The sequence below is a fragment of the Actinoplanes sp. NPDC051346 genome (genome assembly GCF_040682215.1).
Lineage (GTDB): Bacteria > Actinomycetota > Actinomycetes > Mycobacteriales > Micromonosporaceae > Actinoplanes.
The window spans coordinates 303,048-328,869 of sequence record NZ_JBFBAJ010000002.1 but is presented as its reverse complement, the minus strand read 5'-3'; the positions used below and the strand labels follow the sequence as shown (position 1 = coordinate 328,869).

23 protein-coding genes are annotated in these 25,822 nt (G+C 70.5%); 9 read left to right on the top strand and 14 right to left on the bottom strand.

Annotated features, from left to right (window positions below):
- Positions 1–6: 6 nt before the first annotated feature.
- The 4 genes from AB0M36_RS05915 to AB0M36_RS05900 all read left to right on the top strand — a co-directional run bounded on the left by AB0M36_RS05915 (position 7) and on the right by AB0M36_RS05900 (position 4,676).
- Positions 7–1,404, top strand: coding sequence for an alkaline phosphatase PhoX (locus AB0M36_RS05915; protein WP_364153081.1), 1,398 nt, complete (start codon positions 7–9; stop codon positions 1,402–1,404).
- A gap of 118 nt (positions 1,405–1,522) precedes the next feature.
- Positions 1,523–2,869 (top strand): M14 family zinc carboxypeptidase, encoded by a 1,347-nt coding sequence (locus tag AB0M36_RS05910; protein ID WP_364153078.1) that lies wholly within the window; start codon positions 1,523–1,525, stop codon positions 2,867–2,869.
- 122 nt (positions 2,870–2,991) lie between these two features.
- Positions 2,992–3,150 (top strand): hypothetical protein, encoded by a 159-nt coding sequence (locus tag AB0M36_RS05905; protein WP_364153076.1) that lies wholly within the window; start codon positions 2,992–2,994, stop codon positions 3,148–3,150.
- Positions 3,147–4,676: a hypothetical protein gene (locus AB0M36_RS05900; RefSeq protein WP_364153073.1), complete on the top strand. Its 1,530-nt coding sequence runs from the start codon at positions 3,147–3,149 to the stop codon at positions 4,674–4,676. The genes AB0M36_RS05905 and AB0M36_RS05900 overlap by 4 nt, the downstream gene beginning before the upstream one ends.
- Before the next feature lie 12 nt (positions 4,677–4,688).
- On the opposite strand, the gene AB0M36_RS05895 is transcribed toward AB0M36_RS05900, so the two are convergent.
- The 6 genes from AB0M36_RS05895 to AB0M36_RS05870 are packed head-to-tail and all read right to left on the bottom strand — an operon-like array spanning position 4,689 to position 8,830.
- Positions 4,689–5,030, bottom strand: a complete 342-nt coding sequence (locus tag AB0M36_RS05895; protein WP_364153071.1) for a class I SAM-dependent methyltransferase — start codon at positions 5,028–5,030, stop codon at positions 4,689–4,691.
- A 49-nt stretch (positions 5,031–5,079) separates the two neighbouring features.
- Complete coding sequence (locus AB0M36_RS05890) at positions 5,080–6,084, bottom strand: hypothetical protein (RefSeq protein ID WP_364153068.1); 1,005 nt, start codon at positions 6,082–6,084, stop codon at positions 5,080–5,082.
- A complete protein-coding gene (locus AB0M36_RS05885; RefSeq protein WP_364153065.1) occupies positions 6,081–6,572 on the bottom strand; it encodes a hypothetical protein in 492 nt (163 codons plus the stop codon). The genes AB0M36_RS05890 and AB0M36_RS05885 overlap by 4 nt, the downstream gene beginning before the upstream one ends.
- A complete protein-coding gene (locus tag AB0M36_RS05880; RefSeq protein ID WP_364153062.1) occupies positions 6,551–8,107 on the bottom strand; it encodes a hypothetical protein in 1,557 nt (518 codons plus the stop codon). Before AB0M36_RS05880 ends, AB0M36_RS05885 begins: the two co-directional genes overlap by 22 nt.
- The gene (locus AB0M36_RS05875; protein WP_364153059.1) at positions 8,104–8,436 is read right to left on the bottom strand and encodes a type VII secretion target; all 333 of its coding nucleotides are present in this window, start codon (positions 8,434–8,436) and stop codon (positions 8,104–8,106) included. The genes AB0M36_RS05880 and AB0M36_RS05875 overlap by 4 nt, the downstream gene beginning before the upstream one ends.
- Complete coding sequence (locus tag AB0M36_RS05870) at positions 8,426–8,830, bottom strand: YbaB/EbfC family nucleoid-associated protein (protein WP_364153056.1); 405 nt, start codon at positions 8,828–8,830, stop codon at positions 8,426–8,428. Before AB0M36_RS05870 ends, AB0M36_RS05875 begins: the two co-directional genes overlap by 11 nt.
- 158 nt (positions 8,831–8,988) lie before the next feature.
- Here AB0M36_RS05870 and AB0M36_RS05865 point away from each other — a divergent pair, with 158 nt between their 5' ends.
- Genes AB0M36_RS05865 through AB0M36_RS05855 form a run of 3 tightly spaced genes read left to right on the top strand, consistent with a single transcriptional unit; the run spans position 8,989 to position 12,542 of the window.
- Positions 8,989–10,161: a tyrosine/phenylalanine carboxypeptidase domain-containing protein gene (locus AB0M36_RS05865; protein WP_364153053.1), complete on the top strand. Its 1,173-nt coding sequence runs from the start codon at positions 8,989–8,991 to the stop codon at positions 10,159–10,161.
- On the top strand, positions 10,158–11,156 hold the full coding sequence (locus AB0M36_RS05860) for a hypothetical protein (protein ID WP_364153050.1): 999 nt from the start codon (positions 10,158–10,160) through the stop codon (positions 11,154–11,156). The genes AB0M36_RS05865 and AB0M36_RS05860 overlap by 4 nt, the downstream gene beginning before the upstream one ends.
- Before the next feature lie 18 nt (positions 11,157–11,174).
- Positions 11,175–12,542, top strand: coding sequence for an FAD-dependent monooxygenase (locus tag AB0M36_RS05855; RefSeq protein WP_364153048.1), 1,368 nt, complete (start codon positions 11,175–11,177; stop codon positions 12,540–12,542).
- 3 nt (positions 12,543–12,545) lie between these two features.
- Here AB0M36_RS05855 and AB0M36_RS05850 read toward each other — a convergent pair whose 3' ends face one another.
- The 5 genes from AB0M36_RS05850 to AB0M36_RS05830 form a co-directional block, all read right to left on the bottom strand.
- Positions 12,546–13,568, bottom strand: coding sequence for a saccharopine dehydrogenase (locus AB0M36_RS05850; protein WP_364153045.1), 1,023 nt, complete (start codon positions 13,566–13,568; stop codon positions 12,546–12,548).
- A 78-nt stretch (positions 13,569–13,646) separates the two neighbouring features.
- Positions 13,647–15,080, bottom strand: coding sequence for a phthalyl amidase (locus AB0M36_RS05845; protein WP_364153043.1), 1,434 nt, complete (start codon positions 15,078–15,080; stop codon positions 13,647–13,649).
- 162 nt (positions 15,081–15,242) lie between these two features.
- A complete protein-coding gene (locus tag AB0M36_RS05840) occupies positions 15,243–15,785 on the bottom strand; it encodes a carboxymuconolactone decarboxylase family protein (RefSeq protein WP_364153040.1) in 543 nt (180 codons plus the stop codon).
- A 123-nt stretch (positions 15,786–15,908) separates the two neighbouring features.
- A complete protein-coding gene (locus AB0M36_RS05835) occupies positions 15,909–16,160 on the bottom strand; it encodes a hypothetical protein (protein ID WP_364153038.1) in 252 nt (83 codons plus the stop codon).
- A gap of 115 nt (positions 16,161–16,275) precedes the next feature.
- Positions 16,276–16,359, bottom strand: coding sequence for a hypothetical protein (locus AB0M36_RS05830; RefSeq protein ID WP_364154264.1), 84 nt, complete (start codon positions 16,357–16,359; stop codon positions 16,276–16,278).
- A gap of 390 nt (positions 16,360–16,749) precedes the next feature.
- Between AB0M36_RS05830 and AB0M36_RS05825 the strand changes: the two genes are divergently transcribed.
- Both AB0M36_RS05825 and AB0M36_RS05820 read left to right on the top strand, forming a co-directional pair.
- On the top strand, positions 16,750–19,179 hold the full coding sequence (locus AB0M36_RS05825) for an EAL domain-containing protein (protein ID WP_364153036.1): 2,430 nt from the start codon (positions 16,750–16,752) through the stop codon (positions 19,177–19,179).
- Positions 19,180–19,276: 97 nt separating this feature from the next.
- Positions 19,277–20,767, top strand: coding sequence for a protein kinase (locus AB0M36_RS05820; protein WP_364153034.1), 1,491 nt, complete (start codon positions 19,277–19,279; stop codon positions 20,765–20,767).
- Between the two features lie 16 nt (positions 20,768–20,783).
- Here the strand turns inward: AB0M36_RS05820 and AB0M36_RS05815 are convergent, their stop codons facing one another.
- From AB0M36_RS05815 to AB0M36_RS05805, 3 genes are all read right to left on the bottom strand, one after another.
- The gene (locus AB0M36_RS05815) at positions 20,784–21,773 is read right to left on the bottom strand and encodes a hypothetical protein (RefSeq protein ID WP_364153031.1); all 990 of its coding nucleotides are present in this window, start codon (positions 21,771–21,773) and stop codon (positions 20,784–20,786) included.
- A gap of 208 nt (positions 21,774–21,981) precedes the next feature.
- Positions 21,982–22,869: a serine protease gene (locus tag AB0M36_RS05810; protein WP_364153028.1), complete on the bottom strand. Its 888-nt coding sequence runs from the start codon at positions 22,867–22,869 to the stop codon at positions 21,982–21,984.
- 202 nt (positions 22,870–23,071) lie between these two features.
- Positions 23,072–25,822, bottom strand: a 2,751-nt coding sequence (locus AB0M36_RS05805) for a fibronectin type III domain-containing protein (protein WP_364153025.1), incomplete at its 5' end; no start/stop codon positions are given.

Here is a 25,822-nt window from a genome sequence, read left to right as displayed (position 1 = left end):
TTCATCATGACCAGTGCCGTACCCCGTCGAGAACTGTTACGCGCGAGCGCCTTCGGCGGCCTCGGCATCGCGATCGGCGGCAGCCTCACCGCGATCTCCGGCCCGGCCGAGGCCCGGGCCGCCGTACGCCCGCCCGCCGGCTACGGCCCGCTCATCCCCGACCCGGCCGGCCTGCTCGCCCTGCCGGAGGGCTTCTCCTACAAGATCGTGGCCGAGACCGGCAAGACCCTCCTCGAGTCCGGCGAGCCGACGCCGAGCGACCCGGACGGCACCGCCTGCTTCCGGGCCCGCAACGGCTGGGCGCTGGTCAACAACCACGAGGTCGGCGGCTCCGAGGCCTACCGGGTGCCGGTCCTGCCGGGCCTCACGTACGACCCGGGCGCGGGCGGCGGCACGACCACCATCGACGTGGACCGCAAGGGCAACCGCGTCCGCGAGTACGTGAGCGTGGCGGGCACCCACAACAACTGCGCCGGCGGCGTCACCCCCTGGAACACCTGGTTGACGTGCGAGGAGACGGAACAGCGCGCGGGCGGCGTGTTCCAGAAGGACCACGGCTACGTCTTCGAGGTCGACCCGCTGGACCGCGAGGCGAACCGGAACCCCGTGCCGCTCAAGTTCCTCGGCCGGTACGCCCACGAGGCGGTCGCCGTGGACCCGCACACCCACAGCATCTATCTCACCGAGGACGCCGCGAACCCGATGGGCCTGTACTACCGGTGGACACCGCCGAAGCGCTTCCGCGGAGGCAAGGGCGCGCTGCGGGAACTCGCCCTGAGCCCGGGCGGCGACACCGCCGGCCGCCTTCAGGCGTTGAACTGCTCCTCCGGCGGCCGCCACATCGGCGACCTGTCCGAGGCCACCGAGCCCGGCACCCGCTACGCCGTCACCTGGGTGGACGTGCCGGACCGCGACGCACGGACCGCGTCGGTGCGCAACCAGCTCACCGACGCGCAGATCACCCGCAGCCGCAAGCTGGAAGGCCAGTGGTGGGGCGACGACGGCGTCTACTTCGTCGCCAGCTACGCCCGCAAGGACGACGGCAGCCGCAACGACCACGACGGCCAGGTGTGGCACTACGACCCCCGCGCGCGCACCATCACGCTCACGACCATCTTCGGGGTCAACCCCGATCCGACCGCTGACATCGCCTACGACGGGCCGGACAACATCACGCTGTCGCCGTACGGTGGACTGATGTTGGCCGAGGACGGCGAGGGGCTCAGCCATATCGTGGGCCTCACCGAGTGCGGCGAAGCCTTCCCGATGGCCCGCAACGAGTTCAACGACAGCGAGTTCGCGGGCCCGACGTTCAGCCAGGACGCGGCCATCCTCTTCGCGAACGTGCAGATGCCGGGCTACGTCTTCGCCATCAACGGGCCATGGAGCCGCCGCGAGCACTGACCCCCGAGCCGGATGGCGTCGCCCTGGGTGGATTGACGGAAACGTCGATATCGATAATTGTGAATAGTTAACGGCCCGGTGCGCTCGCACCGGGCCCACCCTCACGATCGAGGTACCGATGACCAGGTTTGTGTCGCGCAGATCGCTCGCCGCGATGGCCGTCCTGCTGACCCTGCTCGGCGCCGGGCTGGCAACACCCGGCAGCGCCGCCGCGTCCGTCCCGACCCCGGCCGAGCCGGCGTACTACGACGTCAGCTCGCCGTCCACCGCCGCCGGCGGCCTGGCCACCGATCTCATCCAGCGCGGGTACGACGTGCTGGAAGGGCCGCTGACCCACGGCGTACCGATCCTGGCGACCGCCGCGGACGCCCAGCGACTACGGCACCGCGGCCTGACGGTGCGCTATGTCGGTCCCCTCCACCAGCCGGTGGCGACGTCGTTCCGGGCAGCGGCCGACACCTACTACGGCGGCTACCACACCGTGGCCGGGCACGAGGCCCACAACCAGCAGGTCGCCGCGGCCCATCCCGACCTGGTCGCCCTGCGCACCATCGGCCAGTCGTGGCTGAAGACCCAGGGCCGGGGCGGCCACGACATCCAGTCCCTGTGCATCACCAAGATCCGGACCGGGGACTGCGCGACGAACACCGGCGGCACGAAGCCGAAGTTCACCCTCATGGCCCAGATGCACGCGCGCGAACTCGCGACCGGCGAGCTCGCGTACCGGTGGATCGACCACCTGGTGAGCAACTACGGCAGGAACGCCGACGTGACCCGGCTGATGGACACCACCGAGCTGTGGGTCATCCCGATCGCCAACCCGGACGGCGTCGACATCGTCTCGTCGAACTCGACCCGCCCGATCTCCCAGCGCAAGAACGCCCACGACAACGGCTGCTCCGGCACCGGCCGCGGCGTCGACCTCAACCGCAACTCGAGCTACCACTGGGATGTCAACCAGGGCACCAAGTGCAGCGAGACCTATCCGGGCACGAGCGCGGCCAGCGAGCCGGAGACCCAGGGCATCCAGAACTTCCTGTCCAGCATCTACCGCGACTCCAAGCCCAGCGCCGACTTCTCGCCGGCGACCACCGACACCACCGGCACGTTCGTCACGCTGCACAGCTACGCCGAGCTCAACATCTATCCGTACGGCTGGACGAACTCGCTCGCCCCGAACAACAACGACCTGCGGGCGATCGCCACAGCCATGAGCCGCGGCAACCACTACGACGTGGTGCACGGCGACGGCGGCCTGAACTACTTCGCGCCCGGGGCGACCGACGACTGGATCTACGGCACGCGGGGCGTTCCCGGCTTCACCATCGAGGTGGGCCCCAGCGCCTCCGGCTGCAGCGGCTTCTTCCCGCGCTACTCGTGCATGACGGGCTTCTGGAACCTCAACCTGCCCGCCTTCATGGCGTTGGCGAACGCGGCGGCGCGCCCGTACCCGACCGGAGGCTGACAGCGCGACCAGACCAGGGACGAACCTTATTCACGTCAAATTTAGCTTCGTGCGGTCAGCGCGTTGCGTCGGATGGTGCAGGGTGGTCCTCGCCCACGACTGTTGGGCATAGAGGAGACGTCGTGAAGAGCGCCGCTGCCCTGCCCATCGTCGTACCGATGTACAACAAGAAGTTGGTGATATCGAAGCTGGCCGTGCTGCTGCTCTCGGCCGTCCAGCTGATCTGCCTGGGGCTGCTCGGCCAGAGTCCTCGGAAGCGAGAGACGGCCGCTGCCCGGTGACGTCGGCACTCTCGAAGCCCCTACGTCCCGCGCACTGGGCCCTGACGCTCCTGCCATGGGCGCTCGTCGCCGCCGCGTGGATCGTCGCGCTGCTGTCCTACCTGAGCCCGTCGCAGACGTACGCGATGCCTCTGCTGGGTCTGCTCGTGGCGATCGCGGTCGACCTGCTGCGTGGCCGGCCGTTGGGCCCGGCCTGGTTCCTGGTGCCGCCGCTCGCGCTCGCCTGCGCGGGCGCCAAGTCCAGCGCGCTGCCGCCGCTGGTGGCGGGTCTGACGCTGGCCGGCCTGGTTGCCTGGTGGCAGCACCGTCGGTTTCCCCGAGCGGTCGCCGGGTTTCTCGCGGCACTGGTCGGCGCCATGGTGATCGGTGCTCTGCTGTTCGCGGGCGGTGGGGCGGGCACGCTCGGTCTGCAACCGCTGAGCCTGTTGCGCTGGATGGAGCCCTACAGGTCGACGTTGGGCAGCAACGACGGAGTCGCTCCCGGCGGGCTGATCGCGCCGGGCGTTCAGGGGGCGGGCACCGCCGGCGCCATCTTCATCGTGGGAATCCTGAGTTGGTGGATGCTGACGCAGGGGGCTCGACTGATCGGCGTCGCCTTCCTACGACGCCGGACGGACCCGGCGGCCTGGCTGCTGGGCGGCATGGTCGCCGCCGGCTTCGATGCGGCCCTGCTGCTCTGGCATCCCTCCGCCAGCCAGCTCTACTTCCTGCTCTGCGCGGCGCCGTTCGGGGTGGTGCTGACGGTGTGGATGCTCGCCGAGCGAAGCCGTCACTGGTGGACGCCCGTAGCCGGCCTGGTCGCGGGTGCGGTCTGGGCCAGCTGCTCGCCGACGGTGACGGCGCCGGCGAATGACACGAAGAGCGGCTGGGCGTGGGCGCTCGCTGTGCCGCTGCTCCGGGTGGCCGGTCTCGTGCTGGTCGCCGCGATTCTGCTCATCCTGCTCCGTCGCCCCCTCCGGCTCCTGGTGGTCGCCGTGACCGCCGCGGTGCTGGGAGCGAGTATCGCCACCGGCGCCGCCGCGTCCGCCAAGTCGCTGTGGCGCAGCACATTCGGTCGGGAAGCCCCACCACCCCCGACGGCGCGGACGATCACCCGCGAAGAGATGCGGGCCGCGTTGTGGTTGAGCGACCACGCCCGCAACGACGACGTGGTGGCGACGAATGTGCATTGCGTGCCCGTCGCCCGGTCCAAGCCGTGCGATGCCCGAGCGTTCTGGGTCGCCGGGCTCGGTGGCCGGCGAACCCTGGTGGAAAGCTGGGGCTACTCCGACGCCACCGTCGCGGCCAACGGCGTCGACGGCTTGAAATACGTGCTGCAACCGCCGCCGGACCCGTCCACGTACGCCCTCAACCAGCGGGTGTTCACGACCGCGGATCCGACCGACGTGGCGCAGTTGCACGAGGCGTACGGGGTGAGGTGGCTCCTGGCCGACAGACGGGCCGGCCCGGTCTCGCCGAGGCTCGCCGTCCTCGCGCGGGTGCGCTACTCCAGCGGCTCCGTGACCGTCTACGAGCTGGGCGCTTGACCCGCTGATCCCTCAGGAGCGGCGAAGCCTGTACCAGCGCGGAAAGGTTCTGTTCATCGGCCAGCGCAGATCGGCCACGTCCCCCACGACGTAGGTGACGCCCTCGACGCCCTTGCTCCGGGCCGCTTCGATCGCGGCCGGCGCGTAGTCGATACCCGTGGCGTCCCAACCTCGGCCGGCGAGCTCGGGGGTGAACTGGCCACGACCGCAACCGACGTCGAGCGCCCGGCCCAGCGGACGCGGACGCTCGGCCTCCTCGCGGTCCAGCACGGCCGCGATGCTGCCGGCGGCTGCCTTTCCGTAGCGTTCCCAGAGGGTGACACCCCAGCGGTACATGCGGGCGTAGTTCGCCATCCGGGTCCGACCTCCTTCCTGTGCCATCGAAGCACATCGAGGGTGCGGGCTAGCGGCCGTACATGCCCTGGGGTGGGATTTCGGTCTGCTCCTCGCGGGCGTCGGTCAGCTCGCTGGCACGCGCCACCGTCCGCCACAGTCGGTAGTCGACCTCGACCAGCCCGAGCGCGGACGCGGTCTGGTAGTTCTCGCCGAGGAAGTTCAGCACGGCGTGGTCGCCTCCGGCATCGAGAACCTCGAACGGCGCGTCGCGCCAGGTGCACAACTGCCGCGTGTAGATGGTCCGGTCGCACTGGACGTCGTCGACGACTTTGGTCCACGCGCCGTGCTGCTCGGTGAAACCTTCGGCGGGCGGCTGCCCCGGGACGGCGTGCAACGTGTACTGACACGGGCCGGGACCGAAGTCGGCCTCGTATTCGACGCCCTGATGAACGACGTACAGTCCCCGGCGGACCCGGGAGTACGCGGGCACCGGCGCCCGCCACCAGCCGGCCGGGCCGAAGCTCGACTCCCCCTCGGGAATCCAGCCGACGCGGCGATGGAGATACTGGCCGACCAGCGTCTGCTCGCCGCTGGGATCGATGCGATGAATCTCGGCGCCCGCGGGAAGGTCGGCGAGGAACATGAAGTACTCCGGCACCGCGGCCGGCCGGTATGTGGTGTACCCCGTGCCCAGGAACGGCGCGGGATAGACGGCGGGGCTGCCCATCCGTGCCGCGCCCTCCGGCGTCCGCCCACCGAACGAGGTGACGAACAGCTTCGGCCACGCCGCCCGGAAGCGCAGGACGTGCAGGGATCCGCCACGCGGCCACCCGTCGATCAGGTCGAGGCCGTGACTCGCGGCCACCTCGTCGGCGGTCCTGGCGGTAATGTCCCGCATCCGCGTCACGAATCCGCCGGTGCGGTGCGCCTCGAACCGTCCGGGCACGGACGTGTTACCCAGGTGCAGATCCGCGACACTGGGCAGCAGCGGCTTCTCCACCGGCATAGACGGCCCGACCCCCGCCGGCTTACGCGGATCCTCGCCCGGACGCCACCCCCCAGGAGTCGTCACTTGCCCTGCCCCCGCTTCAGCTCGGCCCTGGCCCGCTCGCTCTTCCATTTGGCAAGCAGATCGTGACGCTCCTCGCGAAGGTTCTCGATTTCACTGATAGGAAACAGTCCCACCGCCCAGGCGCGGTCGAACAGCGTCAGCCCGTTGGCCTTCGCCCACCGGTCGTCGCCGCTCATCAGGTGGCCGTTGATCTGGTCTTCGCTCCGGCTCGTCGCGCGGAACCCCTGGCCACGCCAGTCGAAGTACCAGCTCGTGCTGTACCAGGCGTCGAGCTCCGCCGGGTCGATCGGAATGCCGTATCCGCCGAGTTTCTCGTCGTATACGGCCCCCTCGAGGTGCGGCTCGTTCGGGTCGGCCGGGATGAGGAAATGCCACCGCTGCCCGATCCCGCCGCCGGATTTCAGCCGGTATTCTCGCCCGCGCCAGACCGCCCGCATTCCGCCGTCCGTCAGCGATTGAAACTCGCTCATGACGCTATCCTCGCCCACTGTCTCGTCTGTTCGTCGAACACGCCGACCAGGCTCTCACTGCCGTCGCGGTTGATCTGCCAGATCTCCGCGCGTTCTTCCAGGCGCGTTCCCCGGGACAAGAACTCGGGCACCCCACTGCCCGCGGTATAGCCGGTCCCCAGGAATGGGTCATCCTGCCGGATAGGCCGTCCATCGTTGCCGCTCAGGGTCCTCATGTGCTCGGCCTCGGCATCGGTGCGCCCGCCGAACGCTATCGGCGTGTCTGGTTTCTCTGGCTGCGTATACCGCATCTGGTAGGCGCTGTCGGCGTCGGCCTTGATCGGCGTCCAACCCGCACCGCCGTCGTCCAGCGCCAGACCGTCCCTCAGCTCCGCCGGGGTGCGGAAATCGGCGACATCCTTGCCTCGCGCGACGAACCCACCCACATGGTCAGACTTGAACTCTCTTCCGCCCATCTCAGCCACGTTGCCCAGGTAGGCGTCCACCGCGTCGGGGTGGAGCACCTTCGTCATGACCTGGCCGGTCTCGGCGGTCATCTCGCTGCGGACCGCGATGACCTCTTTCTTCTGCGCTTCCGTCAAATCGTCAGCCGCGGAGAGGCGCAGATTGTCATGGTCGGCCCGGTCAAGGCCTCGGCCGGCCAGGATCGAGTCGTATTCGTCGTCGAATGACGGTCCGTCGCGGAGAGCGTCGTTGCCGAAGGTGCCCTTCCCGGGGGCGTGGGGTTTTCCGCCCGGCGGAGGATCTTTGGGGGGCGTCCCGTGCTTGCCGCCGCCGAAGGGGCTGGAGCGGGCGAGTTTGTTGAGGAGGGCCTTCAGCTGGGTGAAGACCTCGCCGAGGCGGTGCAGCATCGGCGTCAGGCGGCGCAAGCTGTTGAGCAGGGCCCGTACGAAATGCTGGATCTTGTTGACCCACTTGGCGACCAGCGCGCCGACCTGGGCGATCACCAGCGGGGTGGCGGCGCCCAGGGTCAGTCCCTCCTCGGCCAGCCACATCGGCAGCCGGGCGGCGAGGGTGCCGATGAACTGGGCGATGAGGTCGCGCACGATGCCGCGGACCATGCCCACCAGCAGGCCGGCGCCCTGCACCGCGTACGAGATGCCGTGCGCCGCGTTCGAGATGCCCTCCATCACGGCCAGGTGGGTCGCGGCGTGTTCGCGGTAGGCGTCACCGGAGGCGCCCAGCCAGGAAGCGGTTGCCGCGGTGACCGCGTCGCTGTACTGGGTGCGCGTGTCGGCCGTGTACTTGGCGACGTTGTCCCAGGTCGCCGCGTGTGCGGCGATCGCGTCCGGATTGCCGGCCAGCCAGTCCAGCGCGTCCTTGAGCGGCTTGACGTGTTCCATCAGCCACGACACGCCCCAGGAGACCAGCGAGCCGATCGGGTCGATCGCCAGCCCCAGCATGTCGAGGCTGCCGCCCACCGTGCCGAGCGTGCCGTCGACCCAGCTGTTGTTCTGGATGCCGCTGGTGATCTGTGCCGCGTCCTCGATCAGGCCGAGGCCGGTGTACCACGTCGTCGAACTGTGCTCCTGGGCAACCAGGGGGTTGCTCACAGTGGCAGCTCCTGCCGGTTGCCGGCGGCGTCGATCGTCCGGGCGTTACGCACGTCGGTGTTCCGGGCGTCGGCCGCCGCGCCGCGCAGGTTGGCCGCCGTCTCCCGCAACGCTTCGACGCTGCCGCTCAGCGCGTCGGCGCCGAGGTCGAAGATCGGAGTCAGCAGCGTCGGCAGGAACTGACAGAGCTGGCCATAGGCCTGGGAGTCCATGGTCACCTCGTGCACCGCGGACCGGGCCGTACCCATCGCCTCGGCCACCTGCTCGACCGCGCCCGCGTGGCTGTGCACCTGGTCGATCGGGAACTGGACCTGCCCGTCAGCGCCCATCGCCGGCACCGCCCGCGGCCTCGTCGCCCTGGCGTGGGAATCGCGATTCGAACGAGTGAAGCACCGCCCGGCCGGTCTCGCTGTCCGCGCCGACCGTCGCCTCCACCTCGCCGGCCACCTGGGTGGAGAGGTTCGCCTGTGCGGAACGCATCACCGCCGTGAGCTGTTGTGCCAGTTCCGCGCCGGACAGCCGCCGTACCCGATCGTCGAGCTCGAACTTCTCCACCTGGCCGGACGCGCCGACGGTGACGCTGATCGACCCGTCGGCGCTCGCCGCACTCGCGGTCAGCCCGGCGACCCGCCGCGACAGCGCGGCAGCCCGCTCCGCCTGCGCGCTGACCCCGGCCGCCCAGGAATCCAGCCAGTCCTCCGCGGCGTCGATGTCGTGCAGCATGCGTCGCTCCTCCCCGTGAAGATCTGAAAAGCTAGATCACCGGTCACACGATCGGCAACCGCGACCGGAATCGGTGACCAGTCCGACACGCTGCGTTCGCATGTATGGCCGAAAGGTTGCGCGTAGCCGTCGGTGGGCATGGGTGTCGTGTGACATCTGTGACCCAGCAGCTTGGACCTGCTCTCGACATCGACACCCGCCTCACCGAGATCGAGCGCGGTGTGGACCTGCTGCTCAACACCACGCCGGTCAACGCGGCGGAAGCCTGGGCCGACTTCGAGCGGAGCGACTTTCGCGGCGTCCCCACCCTTCGCCTCAGGCCGCTGGAGTTCGAGCCCGATCTCGTGCGGCGCGACCTCTACAACCTGGAGATCGAGAACGTCGCCGACCCCGCGCTGCACACGCTCTTGCGGACGAAGCGTGACGAGATAGCACGACAGATCACGGCCTTGGAGGATCGCGACACGTCACGGTTCGTGCATGGGTCGCTTCAACTGTACGGAGGGATCACCCCGTCTCTCGCGTCGGCCGCGCACGAGCTGCTGGCGGCGATCCCGCCGCAATCTCCTACCGCCCCCAGTGTCACCGCCGGGGCGTTCGCCGACGCGGCGCGTGCGGAGATCGATCGTTACCGCGCCGCCTATCCCGACTTCCCCCAGCACATCGACGTCCGCGACGACATCTCCGAACTGATGGTGTCGTTCGGCCGGCTGCTGATCCCCGAGGACGCGACGTTCCGGGCGGACCGCGTCGAGCCGTTGCTGCATCACGAGGTCGGCACCCATGTCGTCACCTACCAGAACGGCTCCCGGCAACCCCTGAAACTGCTGACGATCGGACTGCCCGGGTACGACGAGACCCAGGAAGGCCTCGCGGTGCTCGCCGAGTACCTGACCGGCGGGTTGGACCCCCGGCGTCTTCGCGTGCTCGCGGCGAGGGTCGTGGCGGTCGACAAGATGCTCGACGGCGCCGAATTCCTGGACATCTTCGAATCGTTGCGGGCGGAGCACCAGATACCGAGGAAGACCGCCTGGATCATCGCCATCCGGGTGGTCGTCGCGGGCGGTTCGGTGAAGGACGCGATCTATCTCCGTGGCATCTCCCGCCTCCTCGAGGCCTTCGCCGAGGGCGTCAGCCTCGACGCGCTCCTGGTCGGCAAGCTCGCGCTCGACCACATTCCGTTGATTCAGGACCTGCTCGATCGCGGGGTCCTCCAACCACCTTGGGTACGGCCACGATGGCTGGACGTACCCGGCGCTCAGGAGCGCCTCGACCGGCTGCGCGCGGGTGCGTCAGTCACGGACCTCTACGAAAGTGACGTGTCGGCATGAGGCTTGCATTCTTCGTCAATGACGTCGCCACCGAGATCGACGAGTACGCCACCACGCGGTTGGCGAGGGCCGCGAGCCAGACCGGGCATGAAGTCTGGTACATCGGGGTCGGAGACGTCGAGCTCGGCGAGAGCGACGGGCGGCTCGTCGCCCGCGCCCATGCCGCGGACTTCCACGAGGGCGACACGCTCGAAAGCTTCATGACAGCCGTCAAGGAGCGCGACGCCGAACGCATCGTCATGGACGACCTCGACGCCCTGTTCCTGCGCAACGAGTCCATCGACGACATGCAGCAGCGGCCGTGGGCCAGTCCCCTGGGTGCGGTCTTCGGCCAGATGCTCAAGGCTCGAGGCGTGACGGTGGTCAACGACCCCATGTCCCTCATCCGCGCGACGAGCAAGCTCTACCTGGAGGAATTCCCCGAGAGGATCCGACCGCGATCGCTCGTGACGCGCGACCCCGCGGCGATCGAGCAGTTCGTCTCCGAGGTCGGCCGCTCCGTGGTCAAGCCGCTGTACGGGGCCAAGGGCCGCAACGTGTTCATGGTCGACAACGAGGCGGAACAGAACCTCGCGCAGATCACCGAGGCCGTACTGCAGGACGGCTACGCCCTCGTGCAGGAGTTCGTCGACGGCGGTGAGGACGGCGACGCCCGGATCTTCCTCCTCGAGGGAAAACTCCTCGAGCGCGGCGGGAAGGCGGCCGCCTTCCGGCGCGTGCCCAACGGCAAGGACCCGCGGGCCAACATCAGCAAGGGCGGACGCTCGGTTCCTCTCGAGATCGGCGACGTGGAACGCGGCGTCATCGACGCGATGGGCGAGAAGCTCGTGGCCGACGGCATGTTCTTCGTCGGCATCGATCTCATCGGCGACAAGGTGGTGGAGATCAACGCGGAGAGCCCGGGCGGGATGCAGAGCATCGAGAGGCTCTACGAGATCGACGTGTGCCTGACCGTCATCGAAGCCCTGGAGCGCCGCGTCGGCTCTCGGGCCTGAACCACAGATGATGGATGGATGTCACTATCCACGCACACACCTCGCCACGCTGTCGTCATCGGTGGCAGCGTCGCCGGGCTCTGCGCCGCCCGGGTCCTCGCCGACCACGTGGAGAGCGTCACCGTCGTCGACCGCGACGACTTTCCCGCTGAGCCGGCCGTACGCAAAGGACTGCCGCAGGCGCACCACCTGCATGTGCTGATCCCGGCCGGCCAGGACGCGCTCGACCGGCTGTTTCCCGGTGTGATCGCCGGACTGCACGAGCGCGGCGCGGTGCCGGTCGCGGCGCCCACGGAGGTCCTCTACCTGAGCCCCACCGGCTGGCGGGACCAGTTTCCCGCCACTCACCGACTCGTCGGCGCCAGCCGGGAACTGATCGACTGGGCGCTGCGCCAGCGCCTGGTGGAGTACGGGCGGGTACGGTTCCGCACCGGACACGAAGTCGTCGGGTTGTTGCCGGCCGCGGGCGCGCCGGCGGTCGGGGGCGTAATGCTCCGCGGCCGGTCCCCGAACGCGGAGCCTGAGCCGTTGGCCGCGGACCTGGTGGTCGATGCGAGCGGACGCACCTCGCGTGCCTGCGACTGGCTCGACCAGCTCGGCTACGGGCGGCCCAAGGAGAGCCGGGTCGAGTCCGGCCTCGCCTATGCCAGCCGCCGCTACTCGCTGCCCGAGGGAGCGACCGGCGGGTGGAAGCTCATCCTGCTGATGCCCAAGGCGCCGGATGTGCGGCGCGCCGGGGTGCTGTATCCGATCGAGGGCGGCAAGTGGATGGTCACCCTCGGCGGGCTCGGCGGCGACGTACCACCCACCGACGAGAAGGGCTTTCTGGAGTTCGCGCGGAACCTGCGCAGCCCGGTGCTCTACGAGGCGATCAAGAACGGCACCCCGGACTCCCCGGTCCACGGCTACCGGCGGACGGCGAACCATCGCCGTCACTTCGAGAGCATGCCGCGCTGGCCGGACGGTCTCCTGGTGGTCGGCGACGCCGCCTGCACCTTCAATCCCGTGTACGGCCAGGGGATGACGGTCGCCGCCCAGGCCGCGGTGCTGCTCGACAAGCATCTGCGCGCCAATCCGGGCACCTTCGGTCGCGTCGCCCAGGCGGCGGTCGCGCGGTGCAGCGGGGCGCCCTGGCAGATCGCCACCGGGGCGGACCTGCGCTACCCGACCACGGTGGGCCCCCGGCCGAGCTGGGCGGCCCGGCTGGGAAACTGGTATCTCGACCGCACCTCCGATGTCGCCAACCGCGATGAGTACGTCGCCCGGGCGTTCGCCGACGTGCTGTATCTCGTCGTCCCGCCGACGGCGTTGTTCCGCCCCGGCGTCGCGCTGCGGGTGTTTCGCGGCACGCGCGGCCCCGCCTTGCCGGCTCCGACCGCCCCCTGAGGGTCAGGTCAGCGCGTCGACCGCCGCCCGGTAGGCCGCCGCGCAGCGTCGCCACGAGCCGTCGAGGCCGTCGAGGTCCATCAGGTGGGGCGCCAGGTCCGCGGAGAAGCTGTCGGTGGCGTCCCGCGGCAGCAACGACGGCAGGTTGTCGATCGCGATGACCGCGGTGCTCCCGACCGTGGTCGCCGGGGCGTCCCAGGTGGTCACGGTGTCGTAGAGCGGCAGGGCGTTCCACGGCGAGCCCGGGTCGCAGCTGACGTCGACGACGCAGGTCAGGCGGCACTGCGGGTCGGCCAGATCCGTACGCCGCAGGAAGGGTTCGGTGCCGACGCCGGCCAGGACGGCGTTGACGAGCAGCTCGTGCCGCAGGAGAGCGGCGCGATCCAGCTGCCGCGTCTCGGCGACGTCCCATCGGGTCGTGGCGACGCCGGCCTCGGCGAGGGCGGCGACGGCACCCTGGCCGCTGCGGCCGAGCGCGCCGATCACCAGGGCGGTGCCGTCCGGCCGGTCACGATAGGTGCGCAGGCGCTGGACGAGGTCGGCACTGGTGGTCGGCTCGATGGGGGCGCGCAGGTCGCCGTGCTGCTGGAGGACCCCGAGTGCCGCCCCCGCGAAGCCGGCCCAGTATCCGAAGGCGGCGTGGCGGCGCCCCGCGTCGTCGGCGAGCGATTCCAGGTCGAGCAGCAGGCCGCCGCCGGCCTCGAATCGCTCCAGCAGCTGCCGGGCGCCGGGCTGGCCCTTGTACGCGTGGCCGAAGAACACATGCCGGTGCCGCAGGCGGGCCGGCTGGTCCGGCAGTTCCTTCAGCCCGAGGATGACGGCGTTCTCGGGCGCGTCCTCCCAGGCGCCCGCCGGCGCGGTGGCGCAGCCCTGAGCGACGTAGTCGTCGAGGGGATAGATCCGTTGGGGCGACTCCTCGACGGTGACGCGGGCACCCTGACCGATCAAGGTCGCGGCATCCCCGGGGCTCAGCGCGCAGCGCCGCTCGGACGCGCGCGTCTCATGTCGGATCCACAGCTCGAGCATGGTCACCTCGGTTCATCCGGCACGGCGCGGTCCCGCACCAATCCGGAGCATACGGACCAGACCCACCGCCGGCTCGCGTCATGCCGGACACGGCTCGGCGAAGTCCGGCCGGACGCCCACCGTCCAGCGGCAGCCGAACGCCGGATCGGCCACCGCTCGCCGGTTCAGGATGGCGTCGCCGCCCGGGCGCCGGCCGTCGCGTACCCAGCCCACCAGGTCGTCGAAGCCCTGCCGCAGCTCGGACTGGGTGAAGTCGCAGTGCCCGACGCCGCGGATGGCACGGGAGACGAACAGCCGGGCGCGACCGTGCCGGGCCGCGCGCTCGGCGTACACCTGCTCCATGGAGAACGGTACGAACAGGTCGCCGATGTCGTGCAGCGACAGCACCGGAACCCGCGGTCGGCCGTCCACGCGCGGAACTCCGTCCAGGCCGGGATCGGCCCGATCGGTACGCCGCACCCGCAGCACCTCGGCGTTGAGCCGCCACTCGGCGGCGGTGGGCCGCCGCTTGTCCGTGCTGCGGTACACCGTGAACCGGTTGTCGGTGACGTTGCCGTCGGCGATGCCGCCCGTGCCGCCGGTGAGCCCCGGGTAGAGCCCGAACAGGAACGGCAGGTCGTCGAGCGGCGCGAGGGAGCGAGCCGCGCTCCAGTAGGCGAAGGCGCCGTCGAATCCCGGCCGCTGCCCGCCGCTGCGCCGCTCGACCACGTCGGACCAGGTCCGCCCGGCCACGGTCAGCACCGGTGGAGCGCCCGCGGTGACACCCAGCTCGGGCAGGATCCGCGCGATCCGCTCCCGCCACCGGTCCGGGAAGTCGGCGGACGGAGCCAGCGGGAAGTCGATGGGCACCCCGGCGAGGGCGGCGGCCGTGACGTTCGCGTCGAGGAAGTAGTCGTACAGCTCGGTGTCGCCGAGCACCCCGCAGTAGGGCATCGCCCCCACGAAGGCCCGCGGGTATTCCTCGATGCCGACCGCGGTGACGTGCCCGCCCATCGAGGCGCCGGTCAGGTAGACCGACCGGGCGCTCGTGCCGGCGACCCGGCCGAAGACGTCGATGAGGGAGTACGAGTCGCGGACGCCCTGCCCGACGTCGTAGCCGTTGGTGCTGTAGCTGGACGCGGCCCAGGCGAAGCCGCGCTCGATGTAGTGCGCCCGCAGGCCGGGGCTGTCCACGTACACGGTCGTGCCCGTGCCGCGGTAGCCGTGGGCGTACACGACGAGGTCGCCGTTCCAGCGGACCGGAACCTCCACGCGGTAGGCCGCGCCTTCGTGGATTCCGGTGTGGATCCGCGTGAGCGGCGCACCGGAGGCGTCGGTGAGCGGCACGAACGGGGCGCCGCTGGAGTCGCAGCCGGGGTCCGCGACCAGATATCCCGGCTGGGTCGTGCTGGGCGTCGGCGCCGCGCAGGCGGCCGTCGCGGCGGACGCCGGCGGGGTCGCGGCGACCAGCGGCGTTCCCAGGGACAGCACGGCGCTGAGGGCGATCACGAGGTGTTTCCGGGTCTCGGCCATCGGGCTACCTCCCGGTAACATTCAACGGCGCGGGGTGGCGTCCCGCAAATCGGGTTCCATCCTGGAAGCGCGGTCGTCCGATGCCGCCAGGGCGGCGGTGCCCACCGCCCACAGCACCAGCGCGGTCACCCTCGGGTCGCCGGGCAGGGTGCGTTCCGGCGATCAGACGCCGTATCCCTGGGTCACGATGCGTTCCGCCATCGGCACGTAAGCCTGAGGGTTGGGTGGGGCGTAGGTGCCCAGGCCGTCGACATACCGGTTGTACATGCAGAAAGCCGCGGCGATGAGGACGGTGTCGTGGATTTCCAGGTCGGTAGCTCCTTCCGCGCGAGCGGCGGCCACCAGGTCTGGCGTGACGGCCTTGCCGGACCGCTGCACGGCACCGGCCACGTGCAGCAGCGCCCGTAGCTTTGGCGAGACCGCGGCGGTGTCCGGGTCGGCACGTACCTGCTCCACAAGGGACATGCCCTCGTCGAGCTGCGCCGCGGCGAATGCCGAGTGCGACGAGCAGCAGAACGTGCAGTCGTTCAAGCCCGAGACGTACGCGGCGATGAGTTCCCGCTCTCCGGCGGGAAGCGAATGCGGGGCGCGGAGAAGAACCTCGGCGAGCGCGTTGAGCGGTGCGGCTGTCTCCGGCCGGAACCGCATCGGTCCGATGATGCCGGGGAACTCCTTTTCGTCGACCCCCAGGTCGATGTGAGCCATGCCGCACGCTAACACGGGCACCAGGACCGAGAAATCCTCGCTCAGATGAAGCGAATCCACAGTGGTAGCTCACGCCGCCAGGGCGCTCCGGCCACAGCGTGCCCGGAGCGCCCCGGTGCTTGCCTACAGGTAGACGTAGCCGGCCATGAGCACGTACCCCGTCATCGGCGTGCAGCGGTAGAAGTCCCACCTACCGTTGTATCGGCCCGCGTCGCCGAACGCTTTACAGTCCGCCATGGCGGTCGGGCCCCGGAAATTGGTGCCGTAGTTCTGCACGTAGGTCACCGCCGACGCCGGCTGCGGCGCCGCCAGCAATCCGACCGTCGCCATTGTCGCCGCCGCGCCCAGCGCTGCCATACGCGTGCGTACCGACATATCACACCTCACTTGAGAAAGGAGAGACATCGAAGCCTCACCATAAGTCGCAAGTGGACCGACGTCTTCAGCCGCCATGTGAGGCTTCTGTAAAGGTTCCCCGGAGGCCGCCGGCTCAATGGCGCGTCAGGAACTCGGCGGCGCGCATGACGCCGGCGTCGATGCCGTGCGCCTCGGAGGCTTCGACGAGGTGAGCCACGGAGGATACGGCGGGGGTGAGCGGGTTGCCTTCGCCGGAGAAGTCGCCGCGGTCCAGAAGAGGTCGAGGAGCGCGATGTCGTACGCGGCGGCCAGGCCGATGTCCTCGCCGAGGTAGGTATGTGCACCGCCGAGCTGGTCGAGCACCGGCCGATGCCGGCGGTACAAGCCTGCCGCTGAAGACCGAGTACTCCCTGACGGCATTCGGCCGGGAGCTGTCCGAGGCGTTGGCTAGCACCCACAAAAAGGTGGCTGTCCGCACAGCGGAAGTGGCGCGGGTCACGGACAACCGAGTTGCACCCGAATTGGTCCAGAACTGCACCGCGCCGACCGTTTGATGGTGGAACGGCCACGGGCTGCCCCGGCCCGGGAGCGTCGAAGGCGGTTCTGAATGGAATGGTCTGCGGCGCCGCCGCCCACAGGCGGATCTGCCTGGCAGCGGCTGACTGGTGTCACCGCGTGGGCGGCGTACCTCACCCTGGGCGTGGTCTCCGTGGTGGCGTTCGGGTTCTGCCCGCGCGTCCTCGGCATCGTGGTCTTCGCCCTCGTCATGGGATCCGGCGTGGTGGCCGCCATCATCGGAGTTCGGCGGCACCGCCCCGCGCGCGCCGCCGGGTGGTGGCTGATGATCGCCGCGTTGGCCGTGTCGATGCTGGCCAACACCATGTTCGCGGTCGGCTTCGAGATCTACGGTCAGGCCGTGTTCCTGTCGATCGTCGACGGCGTCTACTTCGTGATGTACGGGCTGCTGATCGCGGGCCTGGCGGTGGTCGTGCCGCGGCGCTCCTGGGCGTGGACGGCGGCCGAGCTGGTCGACGCCGGAGTGGTCACCGCGGGCGTCGCGGCGATCTGGTGGACCGTGGTGGTGCAGCCGTACCTGCATCAGCCCAGCGCGAGCTCCGCCATGGTGGGCATCTGGATGGCGTACGCGGTGTGCGATCTGCTGGTCCTCACCGGCCTGGCCCGGCTGATCTTCACGACCGGCTCCCGGCGCCCGGCCAGCGGGATGCTGACCGCTTCGATCTTCCTTCTGCTGGCCGGCGACGTCGTGTACTTCGCGCGGGTGGGCGTGGACGGCTTCATCTCGGTGAGCGACCTCGACAACATCCTGTGGCTCGCCTGGGCTCTGCTGTTCGGCACCGCCGCGCTGCATCCCTCGGCCGCCGGCCTCGGCCGGGTCCGCCGGGCCACCCGTGGCGTCCGCTCCGGCCGGCTGCTGGCCTTCGCCGGCCTCGCGTTCCTGTGCCCTCTCGCCGTCGTCACCGGCGTGCAGATCGTCGACCAATATGCCGCGAGCACCGCCTGGTACGACACCCTGGTGCCGACACTGCTGGGCGCGATCATCTCCACCCTGCTCGTCGTGCGGCTCGGAATGCTGGCCCGGGTCGCCCAGCGCCGGGCGGCCATGCTGGACCGGCAGGCCGTCGAGCTGACGAAGGCCCTGCGCGACCAGGAGATGTTGCAGCGGCAGCTCACCCACCGCGCGCTGCACGACCCGCTCACCGGCCTGCCCAACCGTGCGCTGCTGCTGGAACGACTGGAGCGGGCGCTGGCCCGCCGGCCGGTCACCGGCTCGCCCGCGTTGCTGCTGGTGGGCCTGGACAACTTCGCCGACATCAACGACACGCTCGGCCACGAGGCCGGCGACCAGGTGCTGGTCGAGCTGTCCACCCGACTGCTGGGCCTGCTCACCGAGTCCGACAGCCTGGCCCGGGTCGGCACCGACGAGTTCGCGCTGCTGCTGGAGGACCCGGCGGCCACCGATCCCGCGCTGCGCGCCGCACGGATCATGGCGGCCAGCCGTCTTCCGTACGCGCGCAGCGACGGCGAGGTCGTCGTCACCACCAGCGTCGGCTACCGCGTCATCGACGCGCCCCTGACCGCCGCCGAGGCGCTGCGCGATGCCGGCGTGGCCCTGCGGGTCGCCAAGGCCGACGGCCGTAACCGGATCTCCGCCTTCGACGCCGAGCTGCGCAGCAGCCGGCTGGACAGCGTCCGGCTCGTGGACGACCTGCGCCGCGCCCTCACCGATGGCGAGTTCCGCGTGCACTATCAGCCGGTGGTCGACTCGCGCACCGGCGAGGTGCGCTCCCTGGAGGCGCTGCTGCGCTGGACCAAGCCGGACGGCACCAACGTCCCGCCCGACCAGTTCATCCCGGCCGCCGAGGACAGCGGACTCATCATCGCGATCGGTGCGTGGGTGCTGCGCCACGCCATCGAGCAGGCCACCACGTGGCATCGTCAATTCGGCCTGAGCCTGTCGGTCAACGTCTCGGGCCACCAGCTGCCCGACCCCGAGTTCGCCCAGATGGTCCTCGACGCGCTCTCGGCCAGCGGGCTGCCGCCGACCGCCCTGATCCTGGAGATCACCGAGACCGCCCTGGTCGCGGTGACCGGCTCCGCCGCGACCGACGTGCACAACTGCCTGCAACGGCTGCGCGACCACGGCATCCGCATCGCCATCGACGACTTCGGCACCGGATACGCCTCGCTGTCGTACCTCCGGCACCTGCCCGTCGACATCCTCAAGATCGACCGCTCGTTCGTCCACTCCGACGGCGGCATCGCACCCGGCCCGCAGGACTCCGCGTTCCTCCGCGCCATCCTGCACCTCAGCGAGAACCTGCGGCTGAGCACCATCGCCGAGGGCGTCGAAACCCCGCAGCAGGCGGCCCTCCTTCAGCACATGAACTGCCACCTGGCCCAGGGCTTCCTGTTCCACCGGCCGATGACCCCCGACGCCGTCGACCGACTGCTGACGGCCGCGACCTCCGACCCGGGCGACGGCTCGTCGCACGGCACCCACCTCACGGCCGCGTGAGGCGACGCCCTCGCCGGCCGTCGTGACGAACTGGCGGACGTAAGAGCCGCGCGCCTCGCCGTTTCGGACCCCCTGCATACGGGCATCGATACCGGCCATGAGGGCTGGGCAATTGCTGAGTGGGCGGTACCGGCTGCGTCGGCGGGTGTCCGCCGGAGGCATGTCGGTGGTGTGGTGCGCCCATGACGAGGTCCTCGGCCGGGATGTAGCGGTCAAGGTGCTCACACCGGACACGGCCCCCTCTCCCCAGGTGCTCCAGCAGGTGCACCGGGAGGCCCGTGCCGTGGCCGCACTGCACCACCGGAACATCGTGGAGATCTACGACTACGGCCAGCTGTCTGAGGACGGCGGCCCGGCCCAGCCGTACGTGGTGATGGAGCTGTTGGACGGCCCGTCGCTGGCGCAGGTGCTGGTCGACGGCGCCCTGCCGTGGCACCGGGCGGTGGCGGTCTGCGCCCAGGTCGCCGCCGCGTTGACCGCCGCGCACGCGCGAGGCATCGTGCACCGCGACGTCAAGCCCGCCAACGTGCTCGTCACCGACGCCGAGGTCAAGCTCGTCGACTTCGGCATCTCGGCCATGGTCGGCGAGGCGGACGAGTCTGACGGCCAGGTGCTGGGTACGCCGGCCTATTTCGCGCCGGAGCGGATCGACGGCGGCCCGGTCAGCGCCGCGGCCGACGTGTACGCGCTCGGCCTGGTGCTGTACCGGACGTTGACGGGGCATCTCCCCTGGCCGGCCGCCACCGCCGGAGAGATGCTCGCGGCCCACCGCCATGAGGAGCCGGCACCGCTGCCACCGATCGCGCGATTGCCGCCTGAGGTGGTGCACCTCTGCCAACAGTGCCTGCGCAAAGACCCCGCCGACCGGCCCGACGCGGTCGAGGCGGCCCGCGTCCTCGCCCTCGCGGCCGGCCTCGTGCCCGCCCCGTTGCCGATCGCCGGCGCCGCCGCCAGCGCCGAGAGTCCTACGGTGACCCTCAAAATCCCGGCTGGCAGCGGGCGCCGGCGCACGGCGCTGGCGCTGACCGGCGCGGCGGCGTTGCTACTGACGGCCGGAGTCGGCGTCACCTGGCCCGGCGAGACGGGCGACATCCAAGTCCCCGCCCTGGCCGCGCCACCCGCCGTGGCAGCCGCTCCCCAACAGCCCGATTCGAGCTGCAGCGTCCGTTACGCCGTCCGACGTGCGGTCAAGGGCGGGTTCACCGCCGCCGTCACGATCGCCAACACCGGACCCACGACGATCCGGGACTGGCGGCTGACGTTCACCTTTCCCGCCGAACAGACACTGACCCGCGGTTGGAACGCCACCTGGCGGCAGACGGGTCGCACGGTGCAGGCACGTGGGGGTGACCTGCCCGCGCGAGCATCCGCGTCGACCGGACTCGACGGCACCTACCGGGCCGCCACCGCCCTGCCCACCGAGTTCCGACTGAACGGCACCCGATGCGACCTGGTCCTGTCCGCCGCCGAGCAGGCCGAGCCGCCCACTCGGACCATCGCCCATGAGAACGACCAGGAAGCCAAGAACGACAAGAGAAACAAGGGAAAGGGCGGACACGGCAAGGGTGGCAAAAAGAAGAAGGGGTGATCCCCTTCTCCATGGATCAGTCGGTCGCGCCAGGACCGAGCAGGCCCGCCAAGTCGATCTTGGCAGCGCCCTCCGGCACGGCGATCGGAAGGCCGGTGGTGACCTCAAGGCGGGCCGCGACCCGGCCGGTGGCGCCGTCGACGAACTGCAGGACGTTGAGCTCGGCCGCGGTGAGCTTGCCTCCGTCGATCCACAGGTCCAGCACGATCGGCCGGTCCTTGGGCGGCGCGGTGAACTCGCGGACGAGTTCCTTGTCGACAGCCGAGGCGAACCGCTTGGCCTCCGCGTACGCCTTCGTGCTCGACGAGGTGACGATGAGGTGCTTGTCGTCGGCGCTGTCGCGCGTGACGGTCGCGCCCTCGACCAGGTTGGTGGCGCTGGCGGTCAGCTCCTCGATCACCTTCTTCTGCTCCAGGTCCTGCGCCGGCAGCCCGGCGCCGGCGCTGGCCAGGTCGGTGATCTCCTTGCCGTCGACGGCCACCCACTTGCCGTCGAAGAAGGCGTCCAGGCCGGGCAGGTCCCCCACGGCCGCACCGCTGAGCGACTCGACCTCGGCGGCGCTGGCGCCGAACTTGGTGGCCAGCTCGGCGACGGGGGCCTTCGCGTACAGCTTCCCGTCGACGTAACGGATCTCGGTGCCGGCGACGCCGTCCACGGTCGCGGCGATCATCGACTGGTCGTCCTCCGGGCCCGCGCCCGCCTTGTCGTAGGCGATCGTGAAGGAGGACTTGAACAGCTGGCGCATGACGGTGGCGTCCTCGGCGGTCACTGCCGCTTCGGCCGACTTGTCCTGCTTCGCCTGCATGTTGATGGCGGCGATCAGGTCGTCGGCGTTGCCGGTGACCTTGAGGGTGAAACCGGCCTGCTGGGCGTCGGCGAGCTGCTGCGCGGCGTTACGCAACTCCAGCTTCGGCTCCAGAGCCTCGATCTTCTGAGCGGCGCAGCCACCGATCACGGTCAGGGTGACAGCGGCGAGGGCGCCGGCCAGAAAATGCTTCGTGCGCATGAATCTCCGTCCACGGGGGTGAGCCCGCAGAGCTTAGTTCCGCCGACCATCGCCTCGCGTCCGCGTTTCGCACGTGTGGATCTGCTCACCGCACTCCGGCCCGCGGCAAATGGCCACCGGTCGACCACCAGCCGGTTTGCGAATCCGCACATTCGACCCACCGGCGCGGATCGTGGCCCGGCGGGCGACAGCCCGCCGGGCCACGACGTCACGGCTTGGTGAGCAGGCAGCCCGAGATGGTCAAGTCGATCACTCGGCCGCTGGTGAGGCAGGTGGTGAACCAGTACGTCTGCTGGCCGTAGCTCTGCCCCTCGTACGCCTGCGTGGTGCCGTCCGGGGCAACCTCGCAGGGGTTGTTCAGCGTGCACATCTGGCCGTCTTCGTTGCCGGTGTTGTTGATCCCCACGACCTGGCCGGTGCTCGCGTCGACGATCGGCGACCCGGAGGTGCCGCCGATGGTGTCGCAGGCGGTGTCGTACCGGATCGAGTCATGCCAGGTCCACTGGCTCTCGCGCAACGTGCCGACGAAGGTGTCGATCTTGCAGTTCCAGATCCGGCGCCAGTAGCTGGAGGGAATGCTCATCGAGGTGCCCGCGGTGGGGTGGGTGTTCGACAGGGTCAGCGCGGTGGTCCCGAAGCGATTCTGAATCGTGGCGTACGTGCTGGTGAGCCGGTAGAGGGCGACGTCGTTGCCGGTCATCGTCGCGTACAGCAGGCGGTCGGCGCGGAGCGTGCCCAGGGCGCCGCCGGTGCTGTTGAGCAGGGTTCCGGAGCGGCTACTGGACCGGTTCTGCAGCACCTGCCCGGCATTGAGGAAGCCGCCCTCGTAGCAATGCCCGTTGGTGAGCATCATCGCCCGGTCGGTGCTGGCGGAGTTCGGGTAGCGGACCAGGGAGGCGGAGCAGTTGTTGAGCCTGATGGTCGAGGCGAGCGTGACCGCCCGGGCGGCGAGCGCCGGGGCAGCCTGCCCGGCGGGAGCGGGGGCGGGGGCGGGAGCGGGGGCGGGGGCGGCTTGAGCGGGGGCGGTGCCGACGAGCAGGCTGCCGGCGGTCGCAAACAGGGCGGTGCCGAGGGCAAGCGCACGACGTAGGCGCATCAGGTTCCCTTCTGCTGGGTGCCGCTGCCGGGTCGACGACTGTGCGGACACCGCATGATCTCGGTGTCACGATCCTGGCATCGATATCGATTCATGTAAATCGTCAGTCGCGAGGAACCCGTGCCCCGGAAGCAGGTCACCCCGGAGCCGAGGCTCCGGGGTGACCCGTGTGTACCGCTGTTACCGCGCTAGCGGCACCGCCCTACCCGGCGACGGTCACCGTCAGGTTCCGGTAACGGGACGAGGTCGAGGTGGGGGTTTGCCTACCCCCCACGACGAGAGTCCGCGTCCCGGCTCCGGTGTTCAACGTCACCTGCACGCTGAACGCGCCCGTCGAGTCCGCCACCACGTATCCGAGGACACCCGGACCCGGGTAGTACCCGATGGTGAGGCGGGCGTACGGGGCGAACCCCGCCCCACTCAGCGTGGTCGTGCCACCCAGCGTCAACGCTGTACCGGCCGAGCTGGTCAACGGACCCAGCAGGGCGGTCCCCGACGGAGCGAGGTTGGGCAGCGTCGGCGCGGCCCAGGCCGACGCCGTCACCGTGTCGGACGGCGCGCTCGGCGCCGAGCGAAGGCCCGCGGTCGCCGAGTTGGCGACCACCGTCACCGTGTAGGTGAGGCCGGGCTGCACACCGGTGATGGGGCAGGTGTACGTCGTCGCGTTGGCCGTCGTGCAGGGACCGGCGGACGGACCGCCGACCGCGGTGGCCGTGAAGTTCACGGCCGCCGATCCCCCCTCGCCCGGAGTGAAGCGGACCGTCAGGTCCGACGTGCCGGGTGTGACGGTGACGCCGGTGGGCGCCGCGGGCGGGGCCGCCGGGGTCACCGCCGCGGGCGGTGTGCTGGGCGCCGAGATGCCACTCGCCGCCCGACCGACCGCCACGACCGTGATCCGGTACTCGTTGGCGTTCGTCAGGCCGGTGATGACGCAACTGAGGGTTACGCCGTCCGGGGTGACGCACGCCTGGCCGTCCGGCGTGCCGGAAGCCGTAGCGACGTAGCGGGCGATGCCGTCACCGGTCGACGCCGGTGCCGCCCAGGTGACCAGCGCACTGCCGTTACGCGGTGCCGCCGTCACGTTGGTCGGTGCTCCGGGCGGGCCGGCAGTGGGTCGCACCCGCGCCGACGCCGCACTGGGCGAAGAGTTGCCCGTGCCCTCGACGCCGATCGCGACCACCTGCACCGTGTACGCGGTCAGGTTGGTCAGCCCGGTGATGGCGCAGTCGGTGGTGGTGCCGTCCGCCGTCTGGCAGCTGGCTCCACCCGGAGTGGCCGTCGCACGGTAGTACGCCACCTTGCTTCCCGCGTTCGCCGACGCCGTCCACGACACGGCGATCTGCCGGTTCGCCGCGACGACGTCGACGTCGGTCGGTGCCGCCAACGCGCCCGGGGTGATCGCGACAGACTGCGGGCTGAAGCCCGAGTTGCCACTGGACGTCACGCCGACGGCCAGCACCCGGAACGTGTACGCCTGCGTGGGGCTGAGGTTCGACACCACACAGGAGGTGGCGGCCGCCGTGGCAGCCACGTCACATCCCAGCCGTCCCGGAGTGGACTGCACGGTGTAGCCCTGGATGCCGGCACCCTCGCTGGGCGCCTCCCAGCTCACCCGCACCTGGTTGGCGACACCGGTCAGGGCCACCGTGGGGCGGCCGGGCGCGTCCGGCGGCCCCGGGATGATCGGTGACGAGGCCGCGCCGGTGATCGCGCCACCGACGGGTCCGGTCACCACGACCCGGAACGTGTACTGCACACCGCTGTCCAGATTGCCGAAGGTGCAGGCCAGGGCCGTCACATTCGTGCACTCCGCCGGCGCGGGCACCGCCGGGTCGGACACCACCGAGTACTGCGCGACCGGGCCGCCGCCAACCGGCGCCTCCCAGGTCACCCGCACCGCGTGGGGCCCGCCCAGCTGCACGGCCGGTGCGGCCGGTGTGCCCGGGGCGGCCGGCCTGAGCGGCGCGGACTGCGCCGCGGCGGGCGTGTTACCCGCCTTGCCGTTCGCCGTCACCAGGAACGTGTACGTCTTGGTGGCGTCGAGCCCCGCGATGTCACATGTGAGCGCAGTCACGTTCGTGCAGCCCGGCTGCGGGCTGCCGCCGTCCGGCGTGGCGGTGACCGTGTAGTTGTCGACCGGTCCGCCGCCGACCGGCGCCGTCCAGTTGACCCGGACCGTTCCGGCCGAGACGAACTGCACCGTGGCCGTGCCCGGCACCCCGGCCGCTGCCGGGGTGATCGGCGTCGACCTCGCCACCGACGGTGTCCGGCCCGCGCCGCCGACCGCCGTCACCAGGAAGGTGTAGGCCTTGGCGGCGTCGAGACCGGTGAAGTCACAGCTCAACGAGGCGGTGAGCACGCAGCCCGCGGGCGGCGTGACGACCGGGTCGGAGGTCACCGTGTAGCCGGTGACGGCTCCCCCGCTGGTGGGCGACGCCGTCCAGGTGACCCGCACCGTGTTCGGCGCGGTGACGGCCACGGTCGGCGTGCCCGGAGCGGCCGGGGCACCCGGGGACACCGGATCCGATCTCGGCGACACCTCGCTGCCCGACGGGCCCGTGGCGGTGACCTGGAAGGTGTACGACTCCGCCGGGTCGAGACCCGTGAAGGTGCAGCTGAACACCGCCTGGTTGGTGCAGCCGGCCGGCGGGTTGACCTCCGGCAGCGACCGCACCGAGTACGTCAGGACCGGTCCGCCGGACTCCGGCTCCGTCCAATTGACCGTCACGGTGCCCGGAACGCCGTTGACCACTGTCGGCTTGCCGGGGGCGCCCGGCTTGTTCGGGAACACCCCGGTGGAGCTGGCCGCCGACAGCGTGCCGCCCGAGGGCCCCACCGCCTCGACCCGGAACGTGTACGACAACGTCGGATCCAGGTTGGTGAACACACACGAGCGCACCCCGACCGCGGTGCAACCCTCCGGGACGGTGATCGACCGGTTCGACGACAACGT